The following is a 24,446-nucleotide window of genomic DNA, read 5'->3' on the forward strand; positions in this document are numbered from 1 at the left end:
GCCGTGCGAACCCACGAGCGCGTCCTGGCCCAGATCGAGGCGGGCCTCACCGCGGGCAAGTGGCCGATCGGCGAGCGGCTCCCGGCGGAGCGGGCGCTCGCGGAGGAGCTCGGCGTGTCCCGCCCCTCGGTGCGCGAGGCCATCCGGATCCTGGAGGCGATGGGCATCGTGCGCACCGCGGTCGGCTCCGGCCCGACAGCGGGCGCCACGGTGATCGACCGGCCCGCGGCCGGCCTGGGTGCGGCGGTGCGCCTGCACGTGGCCTCCGGCACCCTCCCCGTGTCCGACGTCGTCCGCACGCGCGTGCTGCTGGAGACCGGGGCCGTGCGCGACGCCGCCGAGGGGCGCTGGGACGAGGCGGACCTGGAGCCCTTGCGCGCGCACCTCGCCGCGATGGCCGAGCCCGGGCTGGGCGTGGCCGACTTCCTGGAACGCGACCAGGACCTGCACCTCGGGATCGCGCGGCTGGGCGGCAACCAGCTCGTCGAGGCGATCCTGGGCGGCATGCGGGCCGCCGTCGCCTCCTACGTGGCCGCCGGGGCGGAGGCGGTGGAGGACTGGCCGGCCACCGCCGCACGCCTGTGCGCGGAGCACGAGGCGGTCGTCGCCGCCGTCGCGCGGCATGACGCCGCCGCGGCGGAACGCCTCATGCGCGAGCACATCGAGGGCTTCTACCGCGAGACGGGTCTGGGCGGGCGCTGACCCGGCACGCCCGTCGACGTGTCAGACGCTCAGGTCACCCGGTGACCTGAGCGTCTGACACCTTCGCACCCGTGGTCGCCTGGACCACCGTGCGGCACGGGTCGTGGTCCGGGCCGGTGCCCGTGGCGGCCCGCTCCAGCAGCTCGCGGAGCACCGCGCGCTGCGCCGGCTCCAGCCCGGAGAGCAGCTCGTCCTCCGCGGCGGCCACGCGCGCGTCCATCGCGGCGAGCACCTCCAGCCCGTGCTCCGTCGCGACGATGCGGCGCGCGCGCCGGTCGGCCGGGTCCCGCTGCCGCTCGACGAGCCCGCAGCCCTCGAACGCGTCGAGCAGGTAGGTCATCACCGTCCGGTCGATGCCGAGCGAGGCGGCGAGCGCGGCCTGGCTCGGCAGGTCACCGTGCACCACGGCCGTCAGCAGCTGGTAGCCGCGCGTGCCCTGCGGCAGGTCGTCGGCGGCGGCGTCGACCCGGGCGCTCCACTCGCGCAGGAGCGCGGCGAGCGACCAGCCGAACAGGGAGTGCTGGCCCGTGCGGGTCTCGGTGGGCGCGGTGCTCATGCCCCCATCCTAGGGGAATGTGCGGCGATCCAGAAGAGTTGTGAGTAATATCGTCTGCTAGACAGACGATCTGCCGCGCTGCGCGGCAGGTGCAGAGCGACACGAGGGACACCGCACGCATGACCGACTACGGGCACAACCTGCTCTTCGGCACCTTCATCACCCCGTCCAACGGCGACCCGCAGGTTCCCGTACGGCTCGCCCAGCTCTCCGAGCAGCTGGGCCTGGACCTGGTCACGTTCCAGGACCACCCGTACCAGCCGTCGTTCCTGGACACGTGGACGCTCCTGTCGTGGGTGGCCGCGCAGACCGAGCGCATCCACCTCTCCGGGAACGTGCTCAACCTGGGCATGCGCCCGCCCGCCCACCTGGCGCGCGCCGCCGCGAGCCTCGACCTGCTCAGCGGCGGCCGGTTCGAGATGGGCGTCGGCACGGGCGGCTTCTGGGACGCGATGGTCGCGATGGGCACCACGCGCCTGACGCCCGGCGAGGGCGTCACGGCCCTCGAGGAGGGCATCGAGATCATGCGCGGTATCTGGGACGCCGGGAACCGCACGCCGCTCCGCGTGCCCGGCCAGTTCCACCACGTCGACGGCGCCAAGCGCGGTCCCGCCCCCGCGCACGACATCCCGATCTGGCTCGGTGCCTACAAGAAGCGCATGCTCCGGCTCACCGGCGCCCAGGCCGACGGCTGGCTGCCCTCGCTGCCCTACTTCAAGGACGGCGACCTGGCGCGCGGCAACGCGACGATCGACGAGGCGGCCGAGGAGGCCGGGCGCTCGCCGAGCGAGATCCGCCGCCTGCTGAACCTCGGCGGGTCCATTACCGACCGGTCCACCGGCCCGCTGCAGGGCCCGGCCGACCAGTGGGTCGAGGAGCTCACGCTCATGGCGCTGGAGGACGGCGTCAGCGGGTTCATCGCCATGGGCGACGACCCCGACCAGATCCGTGCGTTCGCCCAGGAGGTGGCGCCCGCCGTCCGCGAGGCCGTGGCGGCGGAGCGGCGCTCCGCGGGGACGGCGCCGGCGGCGGCCCGCCGGGGCGCGACGGCGCTGGCCGCGCGCCGCGACGGGATCGACTACGACTCGCTCCCGCCGGAGCTCGCGGCGCACGCCGTGGAGCCGGGCGACCGCGAGTACGGCGCGGTGCGGCACAACTACCTGCGGTCCGGCGCGCCGGGCCTGGTACTGCGGCCCCAGGGCGTGGACGAGGTCGCGGCCGGGCTGGCCTGGGTGCAGAAGCAGGACGTCGAGTTCGCCGTCCGCTCCGCGGGGCACGGCATCTCGGGCCGCTCCACGAACGACGGCGGCGTGGTGCTCAGCCTGAGCCGGATGCGTTCCGTCGAGGTGGTCGACGAGGCCACGCGCCGGGTGCGGATCGGTGCCGGGGCCACCTGGGGCGAGGTCGCGGAGGTCCTGGCCCCGCGCGGCTGGGCCATCACGTCGGGCGACTACGGCGGTGTGGGCGTGGGCGGGCTCGCCACCACCGGCGGCATCGGGTTCCTGGGCCGGCTCCAGGGCCTGACCGTCGACCACGTGGTGGCCGCGGAGGTCGTCACGGCCGACGGGCGCGTGCTGCACGCCTCCCGCGACGAGCACCCAGACCTGTTCTGGGCGCTGCGCGGCGCGGGCGGCAACATGGGCGTGGTCACCTGGCTGGAGATCGAGGCCGGCGCCGTCGGCGCCGTGGTCTTCTCCCAGATGACGCTGGACGCCTCCGACACCGCCGGCCTGCTGGAGCGCTGGGGCGCCACCGTCGAGGCGGCGCCGCGCGGGCTCACGTCCTTCATGATCCTGGGCGGCGGACGGCGCGGGCAGACGCCGATGGCGCAGCTCCTGACCGTGTTCGCGGCCGAGGGCGCCGACGCCGACCCGGACGAGGCGATCGCCCAGCTCGAGCTGCTCGCCGACGCCGGCCCGCTGCTCGGGCACCAGGCCCAGCTCCTGCCGTACTCGGGCGTGGTGCGCCGGGAGGACGCCCACCACTCCGGCGGCGGCGACCCGTCGGCGCGGTCCGGCCTGCTGACGCACCTGGACCAGGGCACGAGCCGGGCGGTCGAGCGCCTGCTGGGCACCGGGGAGTCGTACTTCACGTCGATCCGGGCCACGGGCGGCGCGGGGAACGACGTCGCCCCGGACGCGACCGCGTACGCGCACCGGCACCAGAACTTCGCGCTGTCCGCCCTGGGCTCGAACCAGGAGCGGCTCAACCAGGCGTGGGACGCCGAGATCGGGTCCGTGATGGACGGCTCGTACCTGTCCTTCGACACCGACAGCCGGCCCGAGCGGCTGCTGGAGGCGTTCCCGGAGCCGACGTTCACGCGGCTGCGGGAGGTCAAGGCGGTCTACGATCCGTCGAACGTGTTCCGGACGAACTTCCCGATCCCGCCGGCCGACCCGGCCCGGGGCGCCTCGGGGAGCGATGCCTGACAGGTCCGCCTTGTGACGCCCGGTTGTGGATAACTTCACCTGCGTGTGGGTGAGAACCCGTAGGTTCGATCGCGTCCGGTGCAGCCGGACGCGATCCGACCGTCGAACCACCACCGCAGGGGTACCCATGAACCTTGTCGCCGCCTCGCGCCTCGCGCGTGACCTGATGGACCAGCACGGGCTGAAGGCCTGGACCTTCGAGTTCGACGACGCCGTGCGGCGCGCCGGGATGTGCAACTACACCAAGCGCCGCATCAGCCTGTCCGCGCCGCTGACCCGCATCCACGACGAGCGCGAGGTGCGGGACACGATCCTGCACGAGGTGGCGCACGCGCTCGCGGGTCCGAAGGCGAAGCACGGCCCGGCGTGGCGCGAGGTGGCGGTACGGATCGGGTGCTCGGGGCTGCGCTGCGTGGACCCGTCCGCGCCGTCGATCGACGGGCCGTGGGTGGGCACGTGCCCGGACGGCCACCGGAGCACCCGGTTCCGGCGGCCGCCCGGCATCATGTCCTGCCGCTCGTGCGGCCCGCGGTTCGCCCTGGTCAACCTCATCGCGTGGACCTACAAGGGACGCAACGCGGCCATGGGGGAGCGGTACGACTCCCAGCTGCGCGGGGCCTTCCGCGAGGTGGGCGAGGTGCCGGCCACGGGACCGGGCGCCGAGGAGCGCGTGGCGCGGGCGGCGCGGGCGCTGGCCGGCGGGGCCGTCATGGAGCCGTTCGACCTCGGCGCGCTACGTTGACCTCATGGCTTCCGCTCTCACGCTCCCGTCCGGCGCCGCCGGCTCCCGCATCGTCGGCCTGGGGCACCATCAGCCACCGCAGACGCTGACGAACGACGACATCGCCCAGCGGGTCGAGACCAACGACGAGTGGATCCGGTCGCGCACCGGCATCGTCACGCGGCACGTGGCGGCGGACGACGTCACCGTCGCGCAGATGGCCACCGCCGCGGCGGAGCACGCGTTGGCCGACGCCGGCCTGACCGCGGATGCCGTCGACCTGGTGATCGTCGCGACCGCCACCAACGACGACCGGTCGCCCAACACGGCCGGCCGGGTGGCCTACGCGCTGCACACGGGCGTCCAGCCCGGCGCCTCCACGCCGGAGGGCGAGGAGGCGCCGGACCTGCGCGGCGTCGTGGGCCCGGCCGCGCTGGACCTCAACGTGGCGTGCTCCGGGTTCGCGCACGGGGTCGGCGTGGCCGACCAGGCGATCCGCACCGGGTCGGCGCGCACGGCGCTGGTGATCGGCGCGGAGAAGCTCACCGCGTACACCGACTGGACCGACCGTTCGACGTGCATCCTCACGGCGGACGGCGCCGGGGCGGCGGTGCTGCAGGCCGCGGACACCCCCGCCGTCGGGCCCGTGGTGTGGGGCACCGAGCCGGAGCTCACGCCCGCGGTGCGCATCGAGGCGCCCGAGGTGAAGTTCCAGCAGGACGGCCGTTCGGTGTTCAAGTGGGCCATCACCCGCGCCGCGGACCGGGCGCGGGACGTCGTGGCGGCGTCCGGCCTGAGCCTCGACGACATCGAGGTGCTCGTGGCGCACCAGGCGAACCTGCGGATCATCGAGCCGCTGGCGAAGGCGCTCGGCCTGGAGGGCAAGGTCGTCGTCACGGACATCACCGAGTCGGGCAACACGTCGGCGGCGTCGATCCCCCTGGGGCTGTCCAAGTGGTGGCACGCGGGCAAGATCCCGGCGGGCGTGCCCGCGCTGTTGTTCGGGTTCGGCGGCGGGTTCGCGTGGGCCGGCCAGGTGGTGATCACGCCGGAGCGGTGAGTCGGTCGGTGGCCGGTCGATGGCAGGGCGGGTCACCGCGCGGAGGGCATGGACAGCGCTTTCCCGGCGTCGTATCGTTTCAATCCCATCCACCCGACGTCGACGACGACCGAAGGAGCTCTCCACCGATGCCTGAGCCGACCACCGAGCCGATCACCGGTCCGACCCAAGAGCCCGTGCCGCCGTCGGGCCCGCTGCCCGAGGGGCGCCGCCGCTACGCCGTGGTGGGCACGGGGCACCGCGCGTCCATGTACGTCGACGCCCTGATCGGCACCCACGCGCCCGACGGCGAGATCGTCGCCTGGGTGGAGCCCAACCCCGTGCGCGCCGCGGCCTACGAGGCGCGCGTCGCGGCCGCGTTCGGCGGCGTCCGCCCCGTGTACGGTCCGGACGACCTGGAGAAGGCGATCGCGGAGCAGTCCGTGGACCGCGTGATCGTCACGTCGATCGACCGCACGCACGGCGACCTCGTCACCCGTGCCCTGCGGGCCGGCGCCGACGTGGTCGTGGAGAAGCCCATCGCCGCGCACCCCGACCAGGCCCGGCAGATCGTGGACGCCGTGGCCGAGACGGGCCGCGACCTGGTCACGACGTTCAACTACCGCTACTCGCCCCGCAACAGCGCGCTGCGCGAGGTGATCGCGAGCGGCGAGATCGGGCAGGTGCTCTCGGTCCACTTCGACTGGGCGCTGGACACCGTGCACGGCGCCGACTACTTCCGCCGCTGGCACCGCGAGAAGGTGAACAACGGCGGCCTGCTGGTGCACAAGTCGAGCCACCACTTCGACCTGGTCAACTGGTGGATCGACGGCGTGCCGCAGCGCGTCTTCGCCACGGGCGGGCGGCGCTTCTACGGCGACGACGGCGCGCACGAGTCCGGCTACGAGCCCACGGCCGGTGAGCGCGCCCTGAACGAGCGCGGCATCGACCCGTGGCAGCTCTCCGTGGAGGACAACGAGTGGCTGTCCACCCTCTACGGGCCCGAGGCCCAGGCGGTGGACGGCTACGTGCGCAACCGCTCGGTCTTCGACGCGGGTATCACCACGGAGGACACGCTCGGGCTGGTCGTCGAGTACGAGGGCGGCGCGCTGCTCACCTACTCGCTCACCGCGCACTCGCCCTGGGAGGGCTACCGCGTGGTGGTCAACGGCACGCGCGGCCGGGCGGAGCTGGAGGTCACCGAGCGCGGCTCGGTGGAGTTCGGCGACAAGGCCGCGATCCTCGACCCGAGCGCGACCGAGGTGTTCGAGGAGGACCTGGTGCGGCCCATCGGCGAGCGGCTCGTGGTCCAGCGGCACTGGGAGCGCGCCGAGGAGCGGCCGATCGTGCGCGGCGGCGGCGGGCACGGCGGCGGCGACGCGCTGCTGCTGGCCGACGTCTTCAAGCCGTCGGCCGAGCCCGACCCGCTGGCCCGCGCGGCCGGGTACGTCGACGGCGTCCGGGCGTCGTCGGTGGGGTATGCGGGCAACCGCTCGCTGGAGACGGGCGCCCCGGTCCCGGTCAAGGACCTCAACCTGGGCATCTGACCCACACCCGGGGACCGGCACCGGGCCGGCCTCTTCTCGGGTTTGACCCCCTTCTCCTTTGAGGCCCGGGTTTCTTCGCTTTGACGACCGTCAAAGCGAAGAAACCCGGGCCTCAAAGGAGAGTGATCGGGCCTGGTCTCGGCAGGCTCGACCACCGGCTGGCCGGGCCCGCCGAGACCCGGCGTCCGCCTCACACCAGCAGCGCGCCGATCACCACCAGCACCGGCACGCACAGCGCCGTCGTCCAGACGGTCGCGCGCGCCGCGACGCCGTCGAACACGCCGTACCGGGTCGCGTAGGTCGTGACGTTCACCGCCGTCGGCAGCGCCGCCATCGTCACCACGAGGGCGAGGGCCGGCGTGTCGAGCCCGACCGCCGACCCGAGGGCCCACGCCGCCAGCGGGTGCAGCAGGTTGCGCACCAGCACGGCGATCGCGATGACCCAGCCCACGAGCCGGCGGCCCCGCCCGGCGGTCACGCCGAGGTCGGCGTCCGCGGCCGGCAGGGGGACGGCGAGCGTCATCCCGAACGTGAGCAGGCCGAGCGGCGGCGCCGCGGCGCCGATCAGGTCGAACGGGAGCAGCACGACGTCGGGCAGGCGCGCGCCGGTCAGCTCGGCCACCACCGCGACGAGCAGGCCCGCGACCGTCCCGAGCGTGATCGGGTTCCGGAACGCCGCGAGGAACACCTGCCCCATCGTCCGCCAGCCCGACCTCGCGGGGGTCCCGCCGTCGGCGGACGCCGTCGCCCGGTCGAGCACCGAGAGGGTCAGCGGCGCCAGCACGAGGAGCTGGAACAGCAGCGTGGGCACGACGGCGAGGGCGTCGTCGAAGAGGTAGACCGCCAGCGGCAGCCCGATGTTGCCGCCGTTGACGTAGACGGCGGCGAGCGTCGTGACGGCGGCGGGGCCCGCGGGCAGGCGCAGGAGCCACCGCGCCGCGGCGGCCGTGGCGAGGCCGAGTACCGCCGTCGTCGCCCACGTGACCACCGCGCCGCGCGAGAGCACGTGCGCCAGGTCCGTCGAGGCCAGCGTGCTGAACATCAGGGCCGGCGCGCAGATCGTGAACGACAGTGTCGCCAGGGTCTGCCGGGCACCGGCCCCGCCGTCACCCGCCGCGGTGCGGGCGACCCCGCGGGGGAGGCCGCGGCCCGCCAGCAGGCCGGTCCGCTGGATCACCCAGCCGAGCGCGACCACGCAGGCCATGGAACCGATGGCAGTCAGGACGGGCAGCACCCGAGCACCATGTCACGCTCCCCGGTTCTACCTCGCGAGTGTCCACGGGGCGCCGAGCTCCGTGAACGTGCGCTGCTCGCGCGCGGCGCGCTCGCACCACGCGGCGACGTCGTGCACCACCGGGTGCCGCGCGTCGCCCTCGGGATTTCCCTGCCCGACGCCGCCGGGCCCGACGCCGCCCGGCCCGCCCTGCCCGACGCCGCCGGGCCCGCCCGCGACCGGCGCCACGCCGTCCACCCAGTCCACGAACGCCTCGCCGACCGGCGCCGGGTCCGGCGCCGTGCGCACGGCCTCCAGCACCCGCATGAACGCGCCGGTGTCCCGCACGTCGCACAGGAGCCGCTCGCCCGTGCCGGCCCGGACCCGCAGCAGGTTCTCCAGCAGGCCGGTGCGCTCGTAGCGCTTCTCGGCGACCACGCGCCCGGTGCGCAGCCGCACCAGGTCGTGCTCGTACCCGAGCTCGATCTCGCCCTCGGTGCCCTGCACGAGCACGCGTGCCGGGGTGCGCTCCGCCGCGCACAGCGTGAGGCCGAACCCGTAGCGGGTCCCGTCGGTGCCGACGGCGCGCAGGGACGAGGTGTCGTCGGCCTCGATGGGGTTGGCCCGCCACAGGTCGGTGTTCACGTACGCGAGGTCCGCGGCGGTCCGGGCGCCGCCCACCCACAGGGCGGTGGCCACGGCGTGCGCCAGCGGGTTGGTCACCACGCCGTCGACCACCGCGCGGTCGCCCATGCGCCGCCGCCCCGCCCACGGCGAGCGCGCCCAGTACGCGGCGGTCCGCACCCAGGTGCCGACGGCGCCGATGCCGGTCACCTGCCCCACCTCGCCGCGCGCGACCATGTCGGCGACGGCGGGCAGCGCGTGCGACCCGAAGGTCTGGAACCCGACCTGGCACAGCCGTCCGGTCCGTTCGACCACGGCGACCAGCTCGGCGTGCTCGGCCAGGGACGCCGTGGTCGGCTTTTCGAGCAGCACGTCGATCCCGGCCTCCAGCGCGGCGCGCGCCAGCGGCAGGTGCGTGTGGATGGGCGTCGCGAGCACGAGGACGTCGGGCAGCGCGTCGGCGTCGGCGGACAGCAGGTCGCCCAGGCTCGCGAACCACGGCGCCGGCTCGTCGTCGGGCTCGCGCGGGTCGACGACGGCGCTCAGCCGCGCCAGCCCCCGGTCCTCCAGGTCCGCGACGGCCCCTAGGTGCGAGCCGCCGTGGCCGTGGATGCCGACCACGGCCACCTTGGGCAGGCTCACCGTCGGCCGCCGTCGGTCAGGTCGGCGGCCAGCGCCTCGGCCGCGTCGGCCGTGAGCTCGGTGTCCAGCAGCACCGCCACGAGGTCGAGCTGCACGGAGCCGCCGTCGGGCACGAGCAGGGGCGTGTCCCAGGCCAGGGCCGGGCAGGCGCCGGGGTACTCGGCCGAACGCAGGAACCACGGCCGCACCTGGCCCGGCTGCACCAGCAGGAGGGTCGTGGACCGGCCGCCCTGCTGCTGCACGAACGCCACCCAGGGCGAGGTGCTGCCGTGCGCCCGGTTCTCGCCGGTGCCCGCCGCCGACAGCACCGTGGTGCTCTCCGCGATCGGCAGGCGCCAGAACAGGCCGCCGTACCCCGCGCCCGGCCGCCCGTTCGTGGCGGGCGAGCGGATCTCCAGCGGGCCGTGGTCCGCGTGCAGGGTGGAGCGCCAGTCGAGCACCCAGCCGGGGGCGGCGTCGGCCCCGGGCACCAGGGGGAGCAGGCGCGCCGAGACGCGGCGCTCTTCGCGGAGCTGCGGCTCGCCGTGCTCGTCGGACCACAGCACGTCCTCGACCAGGGTCTCGGCGGCCCTGCCCGCGGCGCCGGGAGCACCGGGAACGCCCGGCTCCACGCGGATCCCCGACGAGGTCTGCCGGCCGTGGTTCTTCAGCAGCGTGGGGCCCACGTCCTCGATGAACGTACGACCGCCCCAGTGACTCGTGCCGTTCACGTCCGGAACGGCGATGCCCACGCCGTAGTGGTGCCGGTGGTCCACAGGGCTCACCTCGGTGAGCGGCACCCCGGCGAGGGTGTGCACGGGGTGCAGGTAGGGCCGGCGGGCGTGCACCTTGGGCATGCGGTCGCCCGCGTCGCGGCGCACCAGCTCCAGCCCGTCGCCGCAGGTCAGCACGACGGCGTCGGCCGAGGGATCGGCGGGCACGGACCAGACCGGCGTGGCGGTCGGGGGCACGGTGGGCACCTCCTCCGGCTGCCCGACGACGAGGTCGTCGTCCGTGATGTGCACCCGTTCCGTGCCCTGGGGCACGGGTCCGGTGCTCCCGCGCACCTCCAGGCTGGGTGTGAAACGTGCAGAGCGTGCGGGGTGGGCGTCGTCGTCGATCACGGCGTGCAGCTCCCTCCAGGCGTGGCGGCCGAGCTCGGCCTGCGGCACCGCGACCGTCGTCAGCGCGGGTGTGGCGTAGCGGGACAGTTCGATGTCGTCGAAGCCGGCCACCGAGATGTCGGCGGGCACGGCCACCCCGGCCTCGTTCAGGCCTGCGAGCAGCCCGAACGCGACGAGGTCGTTGAAGGCCAGCGCCGCGGTGGCGCGGGTGGCGAGGACCGCGGGCGCGGCGGCATGACCCGCCTGGATGTCCGGTCCGGCGGGCAGGTCGAGGATCTCGAGGTCGGCGTGCCGCTGCCGGGCGCGGGCCAGGCCGGCCCGGCGCAGCTCGTCGGACGCGCTGCGCACGGGTCCGCCCAGGTAGACCAGGCGGCGGTGGCCGAGCGCCACGAGGTGCTCCACCACCTGGACGGCGCCGTCCTCGTAGTCCACGACCAGGCTGGGCGCCGTGCCGCCGGTCTCGCGGTTGACCAGCACCACGGGCTCGACGTCGGCGATGAGCGCGCTGAGCTCGGCGTCCCCGATGCGCGGTGAGACGAGCACCAGGGCGTCGCACCGCATGCGTGCCTCCAGGGCGATGGCGCCCTCCTGCTGGTCGTCCTCGACCGTGTCCGCGACGAGTACGCGGTACCCGTCCTCGGCCGCGCCGTCCATGACGCCGCGCAGGATCTGCTGGAACACGGGGTTGCCGAGGTCCGGCACCACGAGCGCCACGGTCTGCGTGCGGCCGAGCGCAAGGCTGCGCGCCGCGTTGCTCGGCCGGTAGCTGAGCTCCGCCGCGACGCCGCGCACGCGCTCGGCGATCGCGGCGTCGACCGTGCTGCGCCCGTTCATCACGCGGGACACGGTCGCGCGGGAGACCCCCGCCGCCGCCGCGACGTCGCCGATCGTGGCGACCGCACGGCGCTGACCTGCGCCTCGAACGCTGCCGCTGCCCATGTGCTCTCCGTCCATGACCTTGTCCGACCGGATCGCGCGTGGCGCGCGCCCTCGTCGGCGTGGCCCCTGCGTTACCGGTTTCCCGATGTGACCGTACACCATGGGAAACCGGTTCCTCATGTGGTACGTTCCTCCACCAGAGACCGGTTTCTCACCGACGAGCCGGGGATCGACGACGATCCGGAGGACAACGCGATGCACCACCCGAACCGCGAGCCCGGACCCTGGCGGTCCGAGCCCCCGCCCGCCCTGACGGGTCCCGTCCACACGGGGGTGAACCCATGTCAGTGATCCAGGAGCTCTCGCGCGGCAAGCAGGCCGGCGCCGCCCGCAAGAAGGGCGACGGGCGCTGGGCGCTGTTCTTCCTCGCGCCGTGGTTCGTGGGCCTGGTGCTCATCACGGCGGGTCCCATGGGCGCGTCGCTCTACCTGTCGTTCACGGACTACGACTTGCTCTCCGCGCCCCAGTGGGTGGGCCTGGAGAACTACACGCGGATGTTCGACGACCCGCGGTTCCTCCAGTCCCTCGGTGTCACCTTCACGTACGTGTTCGTCTCGGTGCCGCTGCAGCTCGCCGCGGCCCTCGGCCTCGCGCTGCTGCTCGACAAGGGCATGCGCGGGCTCGCGCTGTACCGCTCGGTGTACTACCTGCCCTCCCTGCTCGGCGGGTCGGTGGCCATCGCGATCCTGTGGCGGCAGATCTTCGGCGCGGACGGCCTGGTCAACCAGGTCCTGGCGCTCTTCGGCATCCAGGGGCAGGGCTGGGTCTCGCACCCGGACTACGCGCTCGGCACCCTGATGGCGCTGAACGTCTGGACGTTCGGCGCGCCGATGGTGATCTTCCTGGCCGGCCTGCGCCAGATCCCGCAGATGTACTACGAGGCGGCCGCGATCGACGGCGCCTCGCGGTGGCGGCAGTTCCGCAGCATCACGGTGCCCCTGCTCACGCCGATCATCTTCTTCAACCTCGTGCTGCAGCTCATCGAGGCGTTCCAGTCGTTCACGCGGGCGTTCGTCGTCAGCGGCGGCAACGGCGGCCCGTCCGACTCCACGCTGCTGTACACGCTGTACCTCTACCTCAAGGGGTTCGGCTCGCTCGACATGGGCTACGCCTCGGCCATGGCCTGGTTCCTGCTCCTGATCATCGGCGGCATGACGGTCGTCAACTTCCTCGCCTCCAAGTACTGGGTCTTCTACGATGACTGACGCCTCGACGACCGCACAGACCACGACGCCGACGGCGGTACGTCCGCCGTCCGACACCGCACCCGGCGCCCGGCGCGCCGGGCCGGGCGACCGCCGCCCGACCGCCGTCCGGCCGCGCGGCCGGCACGTCCGGGCCCGGGTGGGCAGCGTGCTCAAGCACGCGGGCCTCATCGCCTTCGGGTTCGTGATGCTGTACCCGCTGCTCTGGATGCTGGCCAGCTCGTTCAAGCCGAACGCGCTGATCTTCCGGGAGCCGGGGCTCATCCCCACCGACATCGACCTGTCCAACTACACGGACGGGTGGAACGCGCTGCTGCACCCGTTCAGCCACTACCTGATCAACTCGGCGCTGGTGGTGCTCGGCTCGCTGCTGGGCAACCTGCTGTCCTGCTCCCTGGCGGCCTACGCGTTCGCGCGGCTGGAGTTCAGGGGCAAGCGGCTGTGGTTCGCCATCATGCTGATGTCGATCATGCTGCCGATCCACGTGGTGATCGTGCCGCAGTACGTGCTGTTCTCGCAGCTCGAGTGGATCAACACGTTCCTGCCGCTGATCGTGCCCAAGCTGCTCGCGACGGACGCGTTCTTCATCTTTCTGATGGTCCAGTTCTTCCGGGGCATCCCCCGCGAGCTGGACGAGGCGGCGACCCTCGACGGCTGCAACCACCTGCGGATCTACCTGCAGATCATGCTGCCGCTGTCCATGCCGGCCCTCGCCACCACCGCGATCTTCACGTTCATCTGGACGTGGAACGACTTCTTCAGCCAGCTGATCTTCCTGACGCGGCCGGAGATGTACACCGTGCCGATCGCGCTGCGCACCTTTGTCGACTCCACGGGCGAGAGCTCGTGGGGCTCGCTGTTCGCGATGTCGATCGTCTCCCTGATCCCCGTCTTCATCGCCTTCCTGTTCGGACAGAAGTACCTGGTCAAGGGCATTGCGACCACCGGGATCAAGTAGCTCCACCCGCGATGCGACAACGACGTCAACGTCACCGAAGGAGAAAGACATGAGCACCACCGGCAACCCACGACCCACGAGGCGCGGCAAGCGGCTCGCCGGCTCGGCCGCGGGCATCGCGGCCGTGGCCCTGACCCTCGCGGCCTGCGGGGGCGGCGACTCGGGCATCGGCGGGGGCGGCGACGACGCCCCGGCCGCCGCCGAGGAGTGTCCCTGCGAGATCCGCTTCTCGTGGTGGGGCTCGGACAGCCGCCACGAGTCGACGCAGCAGATCATCGAGGCGTTCGAGGCGGAGAACCCGGACATCACCGTGGTCCCCGACTTCACCGACTGGGACGGCTACTGGGACAAGCTCGCCACCTCCGTGGCCGCGGGCGACACCCCGGACGTCATCACCCAGGAGGAGCGCTACATCTCCGACTACTCGACCAAGAACGTGCTCGCCGACCTGGGCACGCTCGACATCGACACCTCCAAGGTGGACGACGGCGTGCTGGCCGGCGGCCAGATCGACGGGACCCAGTACGGCATCCCGACCGGCATCAACGCCTACGCGCTCGTCGCCGACCCGGAGCTCTTCGCCGACGCCGGTGTCGACGTGCCGGACGACACCACCTGGACGTGGGAGGACTACGTCACCACGGCGAACGCCGTCGCGAAGGGCTCCGGCGACAAGGTCTGGGGCACGCAGGACTACGGCTTCAACGAGGCCGGCCTCAACGTGATGGCGCGCCAGCGCGGCGAGACCCTGTTCACGCCCGAGGGCGAGCTCGGCGTCTCCGAGCAGACCGTCGCCGACTTCTTCCAGGTCTCCCTCGACCTGGTCGAGGGCGGCGGCCAGCCCGACGCCGCCCGCACGGTCGAGTACCAGGCGGCCGGCCCCGAGGGCGGTCTGCTCGGCACCAACAAGGGCGCCATGGGCGTCTGGTGGACCAACCAGCTCGGCGCGCTGTCCGACTCGTCGGGCCACGAGCTGGAGCTGCTGCGCCTCCCGGGCGAGGCGGAGGGCGAGCGCACCGGCATGTACTACAAGCCGGCGATGTTCTACTCCGTGTCGGCGGACACGAAGTACCCGGAGTCGTCCGCGAAGTTCGTGGACTTCCTGCTCAACTCGGAGGAGGCGGCCAAGATCATGCTGACCGACCGTGGCCTCCCGGCGAACACCGACGTCCGCGAGGCGATCCTGGGCGACCTGTCGCCGACCGACCAGAAGGTCGCCGACTTCATGGCGGACATCGAGGACGAGATCGTCGACAACCCGGCGGTCCCGCCGCACGGCTCCGCCGAGCTCGCCGACATCATGGAGCGCATCAACACGGAGGTCCTCTTCGAGCGCATCACCCCGGACGAGGCGGCCACCCAGTTCCTGGACGAGGTCAACGCGGCGATCGCCGACTGACCCTCCACCTTCGTTGAGTGCGGGGTATTTGTTGGCCAGGGAGCACCGGGCGCAGATACCCCGCACTCAGCGGCGTTTGGGGGTCGGTAGGATGAAACCGTTCAGAGGAGAGGTGCCACAGGTGTCACATGATCTGCTCGTGCTGCGGGAGGGTGACGACGTCGCCGTCGCGACGCGGGACCTGAGCCCGGGCGACCGGGTCGCGGTTCCCGGGAGTGGCCTGGTCGACGTCGGGCACCTCGACGTCGGACAACCCGTGCCGCGCGGGCACAAGATCGCGCTGCGGGCCGTGCCCGTGGGTGGGCACGTGCGCAAGTACGGGCAGGTCATCGGGGTCGCCACCGCTCCCGTCGCTCCGGGGGATCACGTGCACTCGCACAACCTCGGGTTCGAGGACGGGTCGCGGGAGGCGCCGCTGGGTGGCACGCACCACGAGCTCCGGGTGCCGGACGACGAGCCCCGGCCCACCTTCCGCGGGTACCGGCGGGCCGACGGCCGGGTCGGGACCCGCAACTTCGTCGCGATCCTGACCAGCGTGAACTGCTCGGCCTCCACGGCGAAGATGATCGCGGACCAGTTCCGCGGGACCGTGCTGGACGAGTTCGACAACGTCGACGGTGTCATCGCCCTGACCCACACGAGTGGCTGTGGGCTGGTGCCGGACTCCGAGGGCGGGCAGATCCTGTTCAGAACCCTGCGCGGCTACGCCGCCCACCCCAACGTGACGGGCCTGCTGGTCCTCGGGCTGGGCTGCGAGATGGTCCCGGGCGCCGCGTTGTCGGCCCGGTCGGGGCAGGTCGCCGACCTCGGCATGCCCGGCATCGGCGCCCCCGACCAGACCCGCTCCGGGCTGCTGGCCGCCATCGCGGACGACACCGTGGTGCGGTCCCTGACCATCCAGGAGACCGGCGGCGTGCGCGCCTCCGTGCGGGCCGGAGTCGCCGCGATCCGCGAGATGCTGCCGCTGGTCAACGAGCGCGAACGCGTCGAGTGCGACGTGTCCGACCTGGTGCTCGCGCTGAACTGCGGCGGGTCGGACGGGTACTCCGGGATCACGGCCAACCCGGCCCTGGGCTGGGCGTCGGACCGGCTGGTCGCCTACGGGGCGACCTCCGTGCTGGCCGAGACGCCCGAGGTCTACGGCGCCGAACACCTCCTGACCGCGCGGGCCACGGAGCCCGCGGTCGCGAAGAAGCTCCTGGACCGCATCGACTGGTGGCGCGACTACGTCGCCGCCGGGGGCGGCACCCTGGACAACAACCCGTCACCCGGCAACAAGGCCGGCGGCCTGACCACGATCCTGGAGAAGTCCCTCGGGGCCGTCGCCAAGGGCGGGCAGGCCGACCTCGGTGCCGTCTACGAGTACGCCGAACCCATCACGCAGCGCGGGTTCGGCTTCATGGACACCCCCGGGTACGACCCGGTCTCCGTGACCGGGCTGGTCGCGGGCGGCGCCAACGTCGTCGTCTTCACCACCGGCCGCGGGTCGGTGTTCGGGTGCCGGCCCACCCCGTCGATCAAGGTCGCGACCAACACCCCGATGTACGCGGTGATGTCCGAGGACATGGACCTCAACGCCGGCGTCATCGTGGACGGCACCGCGACCGTGGCCCAGGTGGGCCGACAGATCTTCGACCGCATCCTCGCGGTCGCGTCGGGGCAGCAGACCGTCAGCGAGGAGCTAGAGATCGGCGCCGAGGAGTTCATCCCCTGGCACCTGGGCGCCGTCACCTGACCCTTCCGCACGTGTCAGACGCCCAGGTCCTTCGAGGGACCTGAGCGTCTGACACGTTCCAGATGGTTACGGGTAGCTCACCACCTTCGCCGGGATCGTCTCCGTGCCCGACGCGCGCGGCCCGACGCCGTTGATCACGTGCTCGTACGTGCCCACCCCGCCCAGCGACACGGTGAGCAGCGAGTGCATCCGGACCCCCGGCGTGACCGGCACCTCGAAGCCGTTGTCCGAGGTGATCGACGCGTCCGAGGTGAACACGCAGTACGAGCCCAGACCCCAGGCCTCGTGCTGCGTCACGCCGTCCGCGACCTTGTACGCCGCCCAGCCCCGGACGCCGTCGTGGTTCCAGGCCGCCTGGTTCGGCGGGTCGTACGGCAACTCGTTCTGGTAGAAGATCGTGCGGCCGCGCTCCCCGGTCCACAGGGTGTTGTACTCCTGGTAGTGCTCCACGAAGAGCCCGTACCCGTCCACGTCGTCGCCGGTGACCACCAGGCCGTTGCGCGCGGTATTCACGTCCCAGCCGACGCCGTCGCCGTGGTCGCCGCGCCATGACCAGATGTGGTCGACGATCGTGTCGTCCGCGTTCACCACGATCGCCCGGTCCACGCGCCCGGCGTGCGCGCCGCCTACGCGGACGAACACGTCGTGCAGCGAGATCGGGTCGTCCGCGTGGTCCGCCGTCGACCCGTCCGTACCGACGGTGAGCATGGACGGCGACTCGGCTGCGCCGGCGTCGAACAGCACGCCCGCCACGCGGACGCCGTCCACGTCGCCCACGCGCATCGCCGTCTGCCCGGCCGTCGGCACGATCGTGGCGTACCCGAGACCGAGCACCACGGTGTCGGCGCGGTCCACCTCGATCGTCCCCGTCGTCTCGTAGATGCCGGGCGTGAGCAGCAGGTGCAGGCCCTGGTCCAGCGCCTGGTTGATCCGGGCGGCGGAGTCGCCGGGCCGGGCCACGTAGAACTGGTCCAGCGGGATCGAGGTGCCCGACGTCGTCCCGCCGTCCCAGGTCGCGCCGCGCGTTCCCGACCGGGCCGAGGGCACGAACACCGCGTAGTCGTCCCCGTCGAGATACAGGTACGGCTTCTCGCGGATGATGCCCGTGGTGTCGAGGGTGGTCACCGCGGGTTCGGGGAACGACGTCGGCGGGGCGTTCTCGACGCCGGAGAACACCATGTTCCACAGTGTCCCGGCCCAGCCGCCCGTGAGCGTCGAGTCGCGGGTGTACCACTGCTGCTGGGTCCAGGCGCGGACCTGCCCGTCGACCACGGAGTCGGCGATGTACCCGCCCGACGCCCAGCCGTACCGCGACGAGTGCAGCATGAGGTTGCCCTTGACGTGCACGCGCCGCATGGGCGCGGCCTGCGACACGGCCCACCGCATGTCCCCGCCCGACGGCGTGACGGCCAGGTTCTCGACCGAGCGCCAGAAGTTCTGGGTGGCGTTGCCCTCGAACCACTCCGCGTCGGCCCAGACGCCGCCGGTGATGTTCACGTCGTCCGGCCTCGTCCCCAGACCGGAGATCGAGGTGTGGAAACCGGCGTTGACGTGCACGGGGTAGGTGCCCGGCTCGAAGAGGAACTGGTGGCGCCCGTCGCCGAACTGGTCCGCCTCCTGCTGGTCGTAGACGGCGTCCACGGCTGCCTGGACCTGGGCCGTCGGGGTGTCCGGGCCGAAGACGTGCACGTTCGGCCCGAGATCACCGCCGCCGGGGATCGGGTCGCCGGGCGTGGTGCCGCCCTCGCCGGTGAACACCTTGAGCTCCCACAGCGAGTAGCCGTACCCCGTGCCGCGCGCGGTTCCGGTCAGCCGCACGTACCGGCCCGAGCCGACGACGTCGAGCGACTGGTTGCCGCCCGTGCCGTTCGTGACGGTCCTCAGGGTGCGCCAGGTGGTGCCGTCGTCGGAGGCCTCGATGCGGAAGTCCCGGCCGTACGCGGTCTCCCAGGCGAGCTCGACGCGGCACAGGTCCTGGACCGAGCCGAGGTCCACGCGGATCCACTGCGGGTCCGCGGCCGCGCTGCTCCAGCGGGTGCCCGGGTCGCCGTCCACGGCCGAGGCCGCGCCGAACGGCCCCTCGGTGGACGACGCCGTCGCCGTCCGCCCGAGGGCCGCGTTCGTGGTGCCGCAGGCCGCAGCCGCCGCCCGGTCGGCGACCGGCGCGGGGCCCGACGCCGGGGCGGACGCGGGTGCCGCCGGAGCGGCCGCCGCCGTCAGCGGCGCCGCGACGCAGGCCGCGACCGCCGCTGCCGCGAGCCACACCCGGCCCGCTCTCATGAAGCCACCTCCTCACGTGCGGCCGTGGTCTCGGGCACGAGCTCGTAGTTCTCGTCGAGCACGGTGCCGCGGTGCGGCTTGTAGAGGTCGTAGCCGCGCGGGTTGCACTGCAGGCCGCCGTTGATGCAGTGCTCGACGAGCCGGCGGAGCACCTCGGGGTCCCAGGCGTTGACGAAGTCGTAGTGCCACGACTGGTCGGACCCGCTCACCAGCGCGACGTCGGACATGTCACCGCTCACGGGCCACGCGATCTTGAACTCCAGCATCGGGACCGCGACGGGGTGGCTCATGGGGCACTGGCCCGCCTCGGGGTACGCCATGTGGGAGCCGTGGCCCATGTGGGCGGACTCCTCCGGCGTCAGGTGCATCCCGTCCCAGCAGCTCGGCGCCTGGTACCGGATGTTGAGCTGCGTGCCCTCGGGGCAGCGGGCCGGGATCTCCCAGCTCTTGGAGATGTCGCCGCACTCCCAGCCCTCGACCGCGCCGGGCGCGGTGCGGAACTCGTCGACCGTCGCCATCATGTCGCCGGTCACGAACTGGAGGCCCTCCGGGAACGGCACCACGTCCTGGTAGTCGTCGATGCCCGACTTGTAGTAGACGGTCATCGGGATGTTCGGCTCGACCGGCACACCCGCCTTGGTGATCGCGGGGAACCAGTAGGCCGAGTGGTCCTGCGGCACCGTGCAGGTGCTCTCCGGCATCGCGTTCAGGCTCGTCGGCGTGGTGAACGCGTCCGTCGAGCGGTTGCCGATGAACGTGTGCAGGTGCGACCGTCCCGGCTGGTTCGGGTACACGATCGAGTCGTCCGGCAGGAAGTGCGAGAAGGTGCAGTTCGCCTGGAACTCGTGGTGCGTCACCTCGTCACCGGGGAACGGCGGCGGGTCCTCCGGCCCGCCGGCCTCGCCGTCGCCGAACACCTGGAACTCCAGGAGCGAGTAGCCGTAGCCGGTGCCGCGGGCCGTGCCGACGAGCTGCACGTAGCGGCCGGTCGCGGTGATGTCGTAGACCTCGGTGCCCCCGGTCCCGGCGCCCTCGGTCACGACCGTGGTCCAGGTCTGGGCGTCGGCGGAGACCTGGAGGGTGAACGCCGCGCCGTACGCGGCCTCCCACTCCAGGGCGACATGGTCCAGGGCGTAGGAACGGCCCAGGTCGATGCGGATCCACTCGTCGTCCGTGGGGGCGCTCGCCCAGCGGGTGGTGCGGTCGCCGTCGACCGCGAACCGCGGTCCGAGGCCGCCGGACTCCGAGCTGGACGCCGCCGTGAGCGCACCCTGCGAGAGCAGGGTGTTCGGGTCGGCGACGGCGGTGGTGGCGCCGATGGCGCCCGCCGCGCTCAGGGTCGAGGCGAGCAGTGCGGTGGCGGCCAGGCCGCCCATGATCCGGGGCGTCAGGCTGCGAGGTCTGACGCCGCCGGGTGTGCGGCCGCGTGGCGTGCCGATTGCTGTGCGCATGGTTCCTCCTGTGATGGTGGTGTGCCTTGCTGACCCGTCGCTGCCGTGCTCACTGCTGGTAGACGCCGACCTCGTACAGGGAGTAGCCCCACTCCGTGCCGCGCTCGGTGAGGTTGAGCCGCACGTACCGGCCCGTCCCGGCGACGTCCAGGCTGTCGACGCCGCCGTTGCCGCCCGTCACCGTGCGGACCGTGGTCCACGCGTTCCCGTCGTTCGAGGTCTGCACCTGGTAGGACTTGCCGTACGCCGTCTCCCAGACGAGCTGCACGTGGTCGAACGACTGCACCGAGCCGAGGTCGACCTGGTACCAGGCCGTGGGGCCCCACTCGCTGGCCCAGCGCGTCGAGGCGTCGCCGTCGACGGCGCGGCCGGGCGTCCAGTCGCCGTTCCACGGGTCGAAGCTCGACGCCGTCGCCGTCCTGCCGCGCGCGATGTTCGTCCCGTCGACCGGGGGCGCGACGACGCGGAACGACCGGGTCTCCACGCCCACGTTGCCGTGGCCGTCCTCGGCGAACACGTAGACCTTCCAGACGCCGAGCATCTCGGGCGCCGTGACCCGGAACGTGCCCGGGGCCGTCTGGTCGAAGTCGGCCTGTGCGATGCCGCCCGCGTTGTTGACGTACTTGCTGTTCAGCATCACGTTGGCGTCGATCGGGTCGCCGTCCGGGTCGGTCACGTCCACGCTGACCGTGAACTGCTCCCCGGCGGACACCGCCGTCGAACCCGCGACGTTCATCGCGGTGATGCGCGGCGGGGTGTTCATGCCGGAGGTGTCGACGCCCCAGGCCCGCGCGATCGAGTAGTAGCCGAGGCGCTTGTTGTCGCCGGGCAGCACGTTGAACCAGACGCCGCCGAAGTCGCCCTCGATGCCGTAGTGGAAGAACGTGGCGCCCAGCGCGACGCCGTCGTGCTCCCGCAGGCAGCGCCAGGAGTCGACGTACGCCCGCTCCTTCTCCAGGTCGGTGGGCTCGTCGGGCACGCCGTTCGTGTCGTCCGGCACCTCCCACTCACCGGCCGCGCCGCCCTCCGTGATGATGTACGGGCGGTCGTAGCCGCCGGCCTCCCAGGCCGCGGGCACGTTGCACAGGTCGCCGTACGCGTTGACGGAGAGCAGGTCGAGGTCCGGGGCGTTGCGCTCGAGGTACGGCCAGGCGCCGACCCACGCGTCGGTGCTGGTGGTCGGGTGCTTCGGGTCGGCCTGGTGGACGGCGCCGCTCACCTCGTTGACGAAGGCCGCGTACGCGTTGCGGATCGCCTCCAGCTCGGCGCCCGAGTAGCAGTTCTGCAGGCCCAGGAGCGACTCGTTGCCGATGTTCCACATGAGCACGCCCGGGTGGTCCTTGTACGCCGCGACCTGGGCGAGGATGTCGGCCTTGGTGTTCGCCTTGTAGGTGGCGTCCGTGCGGTAGTCGATGCAGCCGCCGGACCCCGGTCCGCCGCCGGGCAGGAGCCAGAAGCCCATCACCACGCGAACGTCGTGCGCCGCCGCCGAGTCGAGGAGCTGCCGGGTGTCCGCCCCGGTGCCCCAGGTGCGGATCGTGTTGGCACCCATGGCCGTGAGGGTCGGCATGTAGTGGTCGGCCGTGCTGAAGGCCGGTCCCCACGTGAAGCCGCGGACGGTGTACGGCTGCCCGTCGACCTCCAGGTCCCAGTCGCCGTTCTCGCCCACGACCTCGACGGTGCTCGCGCCTGCGTCCCGCACCGGGACGTTCGGGTGGCCGGGGTTCACGTAGCCCGGGTCCCCGGGGTCGCCCGGGTCGGTGCTGCCGCCCGCCTCCCCGAAGACGCGCAGCTCCCACAGCGAGTTGCCGTAACCGCCCGAGCGCGCGGTCGAGAGCAGCCGCACGTAGCGGGCCGTGCCGTCCACGTCGAAGGTGTCGGTGCCGCCGTCGCCCGAGGTGGTCGAGTACACGGTGGACCAGGACGACCCGTCGGCCGAGACCTGGAACTGGTACTTCGTCGAGTACGCCGACTCCCAGACCAGCTCCACGTGGTCGAGCGTGGCGGAGCGGCCCAGGTCCACCCGGATCCACTGCGGATCGCTGAACTCGCTGGCCCAGCGTGTGCCCAGGTCGCCGTCGACGGCGGCGCTCGCGGGCGTGTAGTCCGGGTTCTCCACGGAGGAGGCGGTGGCGGGGCGGCCCTGCGACAGCAGGACCGGCGCCGCTTGCGCGGCGGCGGCTGCGGGTGCTGCGGGCGCGGGTGCTGCCGGCGCCGGCGCTGCAGGCGCCGAGGCGGCGGGCGCGACGAGCGCCGCCGCGGCCAGCAGGCCGGTCGCCAGGGCGGCGGCCCCGGCGCGTGCGCCACGCCTGAGCCTGGTCGCGCGGGCGCCGGGTGATCCGGTGGTGGTCATGGTGTTCCTCTCCGTCCGCTCGTCGGCGGCCAGGTGCGGCGGCCGTGGCGCGGTTCGTCGTTGAGCCTGCGCTCGCGACGCTCCGGTGCGTCGCGAGTTGGGAGAGCGCTCTTACGCCGCCCATCCTTGACCCGTTCTTGGCGGAGCGTCAAGAGCCCGCGTGGCAGACTTCACCTGCTGTTTTTTCATTTTTCCTGGCTTTTGTGCGGACATAATCGGCCTTGATGACGACACCGCGCGGCGCGAGATCTGTCGCATCTCATCCGCACAAGTTCCCTCGGAGAGCGCTCTTACTCTGTTACCGTCGGCCTGTGAGCAAGGATCTGCGGCGTGCGGCGCCGACCCTGGAGGACGTGGCGAAGGTCGCCGGTGTCTCTCGCGCGACCGTGTCCCGCGTGATCAACGGCAAGCGCAAGGTGGCGCCCGCGGTCCAGGAGGTGGTGCTGGAGGCGGTCGCGGAGACCGGCTACGTGCCGAACCGGGCGGCGCGCTCGCTGGTCACCCGCCGGACGGGCACGGTGGCCGTCGTCATCTCGGGTGCGGACGCCGACCCCGAGGGTGAGCTCGACCTGTCGGGTGTCTTCTCCGACCCGTTCTTCGGCCGGGTGGTCGGCTCCCTGGTGCGGACGCTGCGCCCCCACGACGTGCACCCGGTGCTGATGTTCGCCGACGACGCGCAGACCCGCGGGCAGGTCACCTCCTACCTGCGGTTCGGCAACGCGGACGGCGCCCTCCTGGTCTCGACCTACGCGGACGACCCGCTCCCCGAGGAGCTCATCGGCACCGGCCGCCCCATCGTGCTGTTCGCCCGGCCGGGTCACGCGATCCCGGCGAGCTACGTGGACCTCGCCAACGCCGACGGCGCCCGGATGGCCGCGAACCACCTGCTCGACCGTGGCTGCCGCACGCTCGGCGTCATCTCCGGGCCGCTCGACGTCCCGTCCGCGCGGGACCGGCTCGACGGCTTCCGTGATGCCGCCGCCCGGCGCGGGCACGCCTTCGTCCCCAGCGTGGCGGGGTCGTTCACCTTCGAGAGCGGGGAGTCGGCCATGACCGAGCTGCTCGCCGCCGCACCGGACCTCGACGGCGTCTTCGTCTCCAACGACCTCATGGCGCAGGGCGCCATCCACGTGCTCCAGAGCCACGGGCGGCGCGTCCCCGACGACGTCGCGATCGTCGGGTTCGACGACAGCCCCGTCGCCGTGCAGACTCGCCCCCGGCTGACGACGGTGCGGCAGCCCGTGGAGAAGATGGCGGAGGAGATGGCACGGATGCTCCTGGAGCAGATCGACGCCGACGAGCCGGCCGTCCGCTCGGCGATCTTCGAGCCGATCCTGGTGGTCCGCGACTCGGCGTGAGGGGCCCCGCTGGCTGGGGCCATCTGACGGGCTGCGTATTTGACTTCGGTCGGTTGCATCGAGGTCGGTCGGTTGTCGGACCGGTCTCAAGGCAACCGACCGAAGTCGCGCTGGGCTCGACGCTCCCCATGGGACGCCCGCGCGTACGGGTAACCCGTGTGGGAATCCCTCACGACCGGGCTGGGGGCATCT

The 24,446-nt window shown here is 72.8% G+C and carries 17 protein-coding genes; 10 read left to right on the forward strand and 7 right to left on the reverse strand.

The window, feature by feature from the left end; genetic code table 11:
* Window positions 1-3 precede the first annotated feature (3 nt).
* On the forward strand, window positions 4-702 hold the full coding sequence (locus tag ACZ7LE_RS03100) for a FadR/GntR family transcriptional regulator (RefSeq protein ID WP_470401913.1): 699 nt from the start codon (window positions 4-6) through the stop codon (window positions 700-702).
* 34 nt (window positions 703-736) lie between these two features.
* On the opposite strand, the gene ACZ7LE_RS03105 is transcribed toward ACZ7LE_RS03100, so the two are convergent.
* Window positions 737-1,258, reverse strand: coding sequence for a MarR family winged helix-turn-helix transcriptional regulator (locus tag ACZ7LE_RS03105; RefSeq protein WP_470401914.1), 522 nt, complete (start codon window positions 1,256-1,258; stop codon window positions 737-739).
* A gap of 119 nt (window positions 1,259-1,377) precedes the next feature.
* Between ACZ7LE_RS03105 and ACZ7LE_RS03110 the strand changes: the two genes are divergently transcribed.
* The 4 genes from ACZ7LE_RS03110 (at window position 1,378) to ACZ7LE_RS03125 (ending at window position 6,994) form a co-directional block, all read left to right on the forward strand.
* Window positions 1,378-3,687, forward strand: coding sequence for an LLM class flavin-dependent oxidoreductase (locus tag ACZ7LE_RS03110; protein WP_470401915.1), 2,310 nt, complete (start codon window positions 1,378-1,380; stop codon window positions 3,685-3,687).
* Between the two features lie 127 nt (window positions 3,688-3,814).
* A complete protein-coding gene (locus ACZ7LE_RS03115; protein WP_470401916.1) occupies window positions 3,815-4,429 on the forward strand; it encodes a SprT-like domain-containing protein in 615 nt (204 codons plus the stop codon).
* Window positions 4,430-4,433: 4 nt separating this feature from the next.
* Window positions 4,434-5,468 (forward strand): 3-oxoacyl-[acyl-carrier-protein] synthase III C-terminal domain-containing protein, encoded by a 1,035-nt coding sequence (locus ACZ7LE_RS03120; RefSeq protein ID WP_470401917.1) that lies wholly within the window; start codon window positions 4,434-4,436, stop codon window positions 5,466-5,468.
* Window positions 5,469-5,596: 128 nt separating this feature from the next.
* On the forward strand, window positions 5,597-6,994 hold the full coding sequence (locus ACZ7LE_RS03125; protein ID WP_470401918.1) for a Gfo/Idh/MocA family protein: 1,398 nt from the start codon (window positions 5,597-5,599) through the stop codon (window positions 6,992-6,994).
* A 190-nt stretch (window positions 6,995-7,184) separates the two neighbouring features.
* Here ACZ7LE_RS03125 and ACZ7LE_RS03130 read toward each other — a convergent pair whose 3' ends face one another.
* Genes ACZ7LE_RS03130 through ACZ7LE_RS03140 form a run of 3 tightly spaced genes read right to left on the reverse strand, consistent with a single transcriptional unit; the run spans window position 7,185 to window position 11,530 of the window.
* Complete coding sequence (locus ACZ7LE_RS03130) at window positions 7,185-8,228, reverse strand: AEC family transporter (protein WP_470401919.1); 1,044 nt, start codon at window positions 8,226-8,228, stop codon at window positions 7,185-7,187.
* 27 nt (window positions 8,229-8,255) lie between these two features.
* Window positions 8,256-9,473 (reverse strand): Gfo/Idh/MocA family protein, encoded by a 1,218-nt coding sequence (locus ACZ7LE_RS03135; protein ID WP_470401920.1) that lies wholly within the window; start codon window positions 9,471-9,473, stop codon window positions 8,256-8,258.
* Entirely contained in the window at window positions 9,470-11,530 is a 2,061-nt protein-coding gene (locus ACZ7LE_RS03140) for a DUF6807 family protein (protein WP_470401921.1), read from the reverse strand. The genes ACZ7LE_RS03135 and ACZ7LE_RS03140 overlap by 4 nt, the downstream gene beginning before the upstream one ends.
* A gap of 266 nt (window positions 11,531-11,796) precedes the next feature.
* On the opposite strand from ACZ7LE_RS03140, the gene ACZ7LE_RS03145 reads away from it, so the two are divergent.
* The 4 genes from ACZ7LE_RS03145 to ACZ7LE_RS03160 all read left to right on the forward strand — a co-directional run bounded on the left by ACZ7LE_RS03145 (window position 11,797) and on the right by ACZ7LE_RS03160 (window position 16,812).
* Window positions 11,797-12,720, forward strand: coding sequence for a carbohydrate ABC transporter permease (locus ACZ7LE_RS03145; RefSeq protein ID WP_470401922.1), 924 nt, complete (start codon window positions 11,797-11,799; stop codon window positions 12,718-12,720).
* On the forward strand, window positions 12,713-13,678 hold the full coding sequence (locus ACZ7LE_RS03150; RefSeq protein ID WP_470401923.1) for a carbohydrate ABC transporter permease: 966 nt from the start codon (window positions 12,713-12,715) through the stop codon (window positions 13,676-13,678). The genes ACZ7LE_RS03145 and ACZ7LE_RS03150 overlap by 8 nt, the downstream gene beginning before the upstream one ends.
* Before the next feature lie 49 nt (window positions 13,679-13,727).
* Complete coding sequence (locus ACZ7LE_RS03155) at window positions 13,728-15,077, forward strand: ABC transporter substrate-binding protein (protein ID WP_470401924.1); 1,350 nt, start codon at window positions 13,728-13,730, stop codon at window positions 15,075-15,077.
* Window positions 15,078-15,168: 91 nt separating this feature from the next.
* Window positions 15,169-16,812, forward strand: a complete 1,644-nt coding sequence (locus tag ACZ7LE_RS03160) for a UxaA family hydrolase (RefSeq protein WP_470401925.1) — start codon at window positions 15,169-15,171, stop codon at window positions 16,810-16,812.
* 66 nt (window positions 16,813-16,878) lie between these two features.
* Here the strand turns inward: ACZ7LE_RS03160 and ACZ7LE_RS03165 are convergent, their stop codons facing one another.
* The 3 genes from ACZ7LE_RS03165 to ACZ7LE_RS03175 are packed head-to-tail and all read right to left on the reverse strand — an operon-like array spanning window position 16,879 to window position 22,896.
* Complete coding sequence (locus ACZ7LE_RS03165) at window positions 16,879-19,092, reverse strand: discoidin domain-containing protein (RefSeq protein ID WP_470401926.1); 2,214 nt, start codon at window positions 19,090-19,092, stop codon at window positions 16,879-16,881.
* A complete protein-coding gene (locus ACZ7LE_RS03170) occupies window positions 19,089-20,543 on the reverse strand; it encodes a DUF1996 domain-containing protein (RefSeq protein ID WP_470401927.1) in 1,455 nt (484 codons plus the stop codon). The genes ACZ7LE_RS03165 and ACZ7LE_RS03170 overlap by 4 nt, the downstream gene beginning before the upstream one ends.
* A gap of 49 nt (window positions 20,544-20,592) precedes the next feature.
* Entirely contained in the window at window positions 20,593-22,896 is a 2,304-nt protein-coding gene (locus ACZ7LE_RS03175) for a discoidin domain-containing protein (protein WP_470401928.1), read from the reverse strand.
* 311 nt (window positions 22,897-23,207) lie between these two features.
* Between ACZ7LE_RS03175 and ACZ7LE_RS03180 the strand changes: the two genes are divergently transcribed.
* Window positions 23,208-24,254 (forward strand): LacI family DNA-binding transcriptional regulator, encoded by a 1,047-nt coding sequence (locus ACZ7LE_RS03180; RefSeq protein WP_470401929.1) that lies wholly within the window; start codon window positions 23,208-23,210, stop codon window positions 24,252-24,254.
* Window positions 24,255-24,446: the final 192 nt, after the last annotated feature.

It is taken from the genome of Promicromonospora sp. NPDC110617, assembly GCF_055598465.1.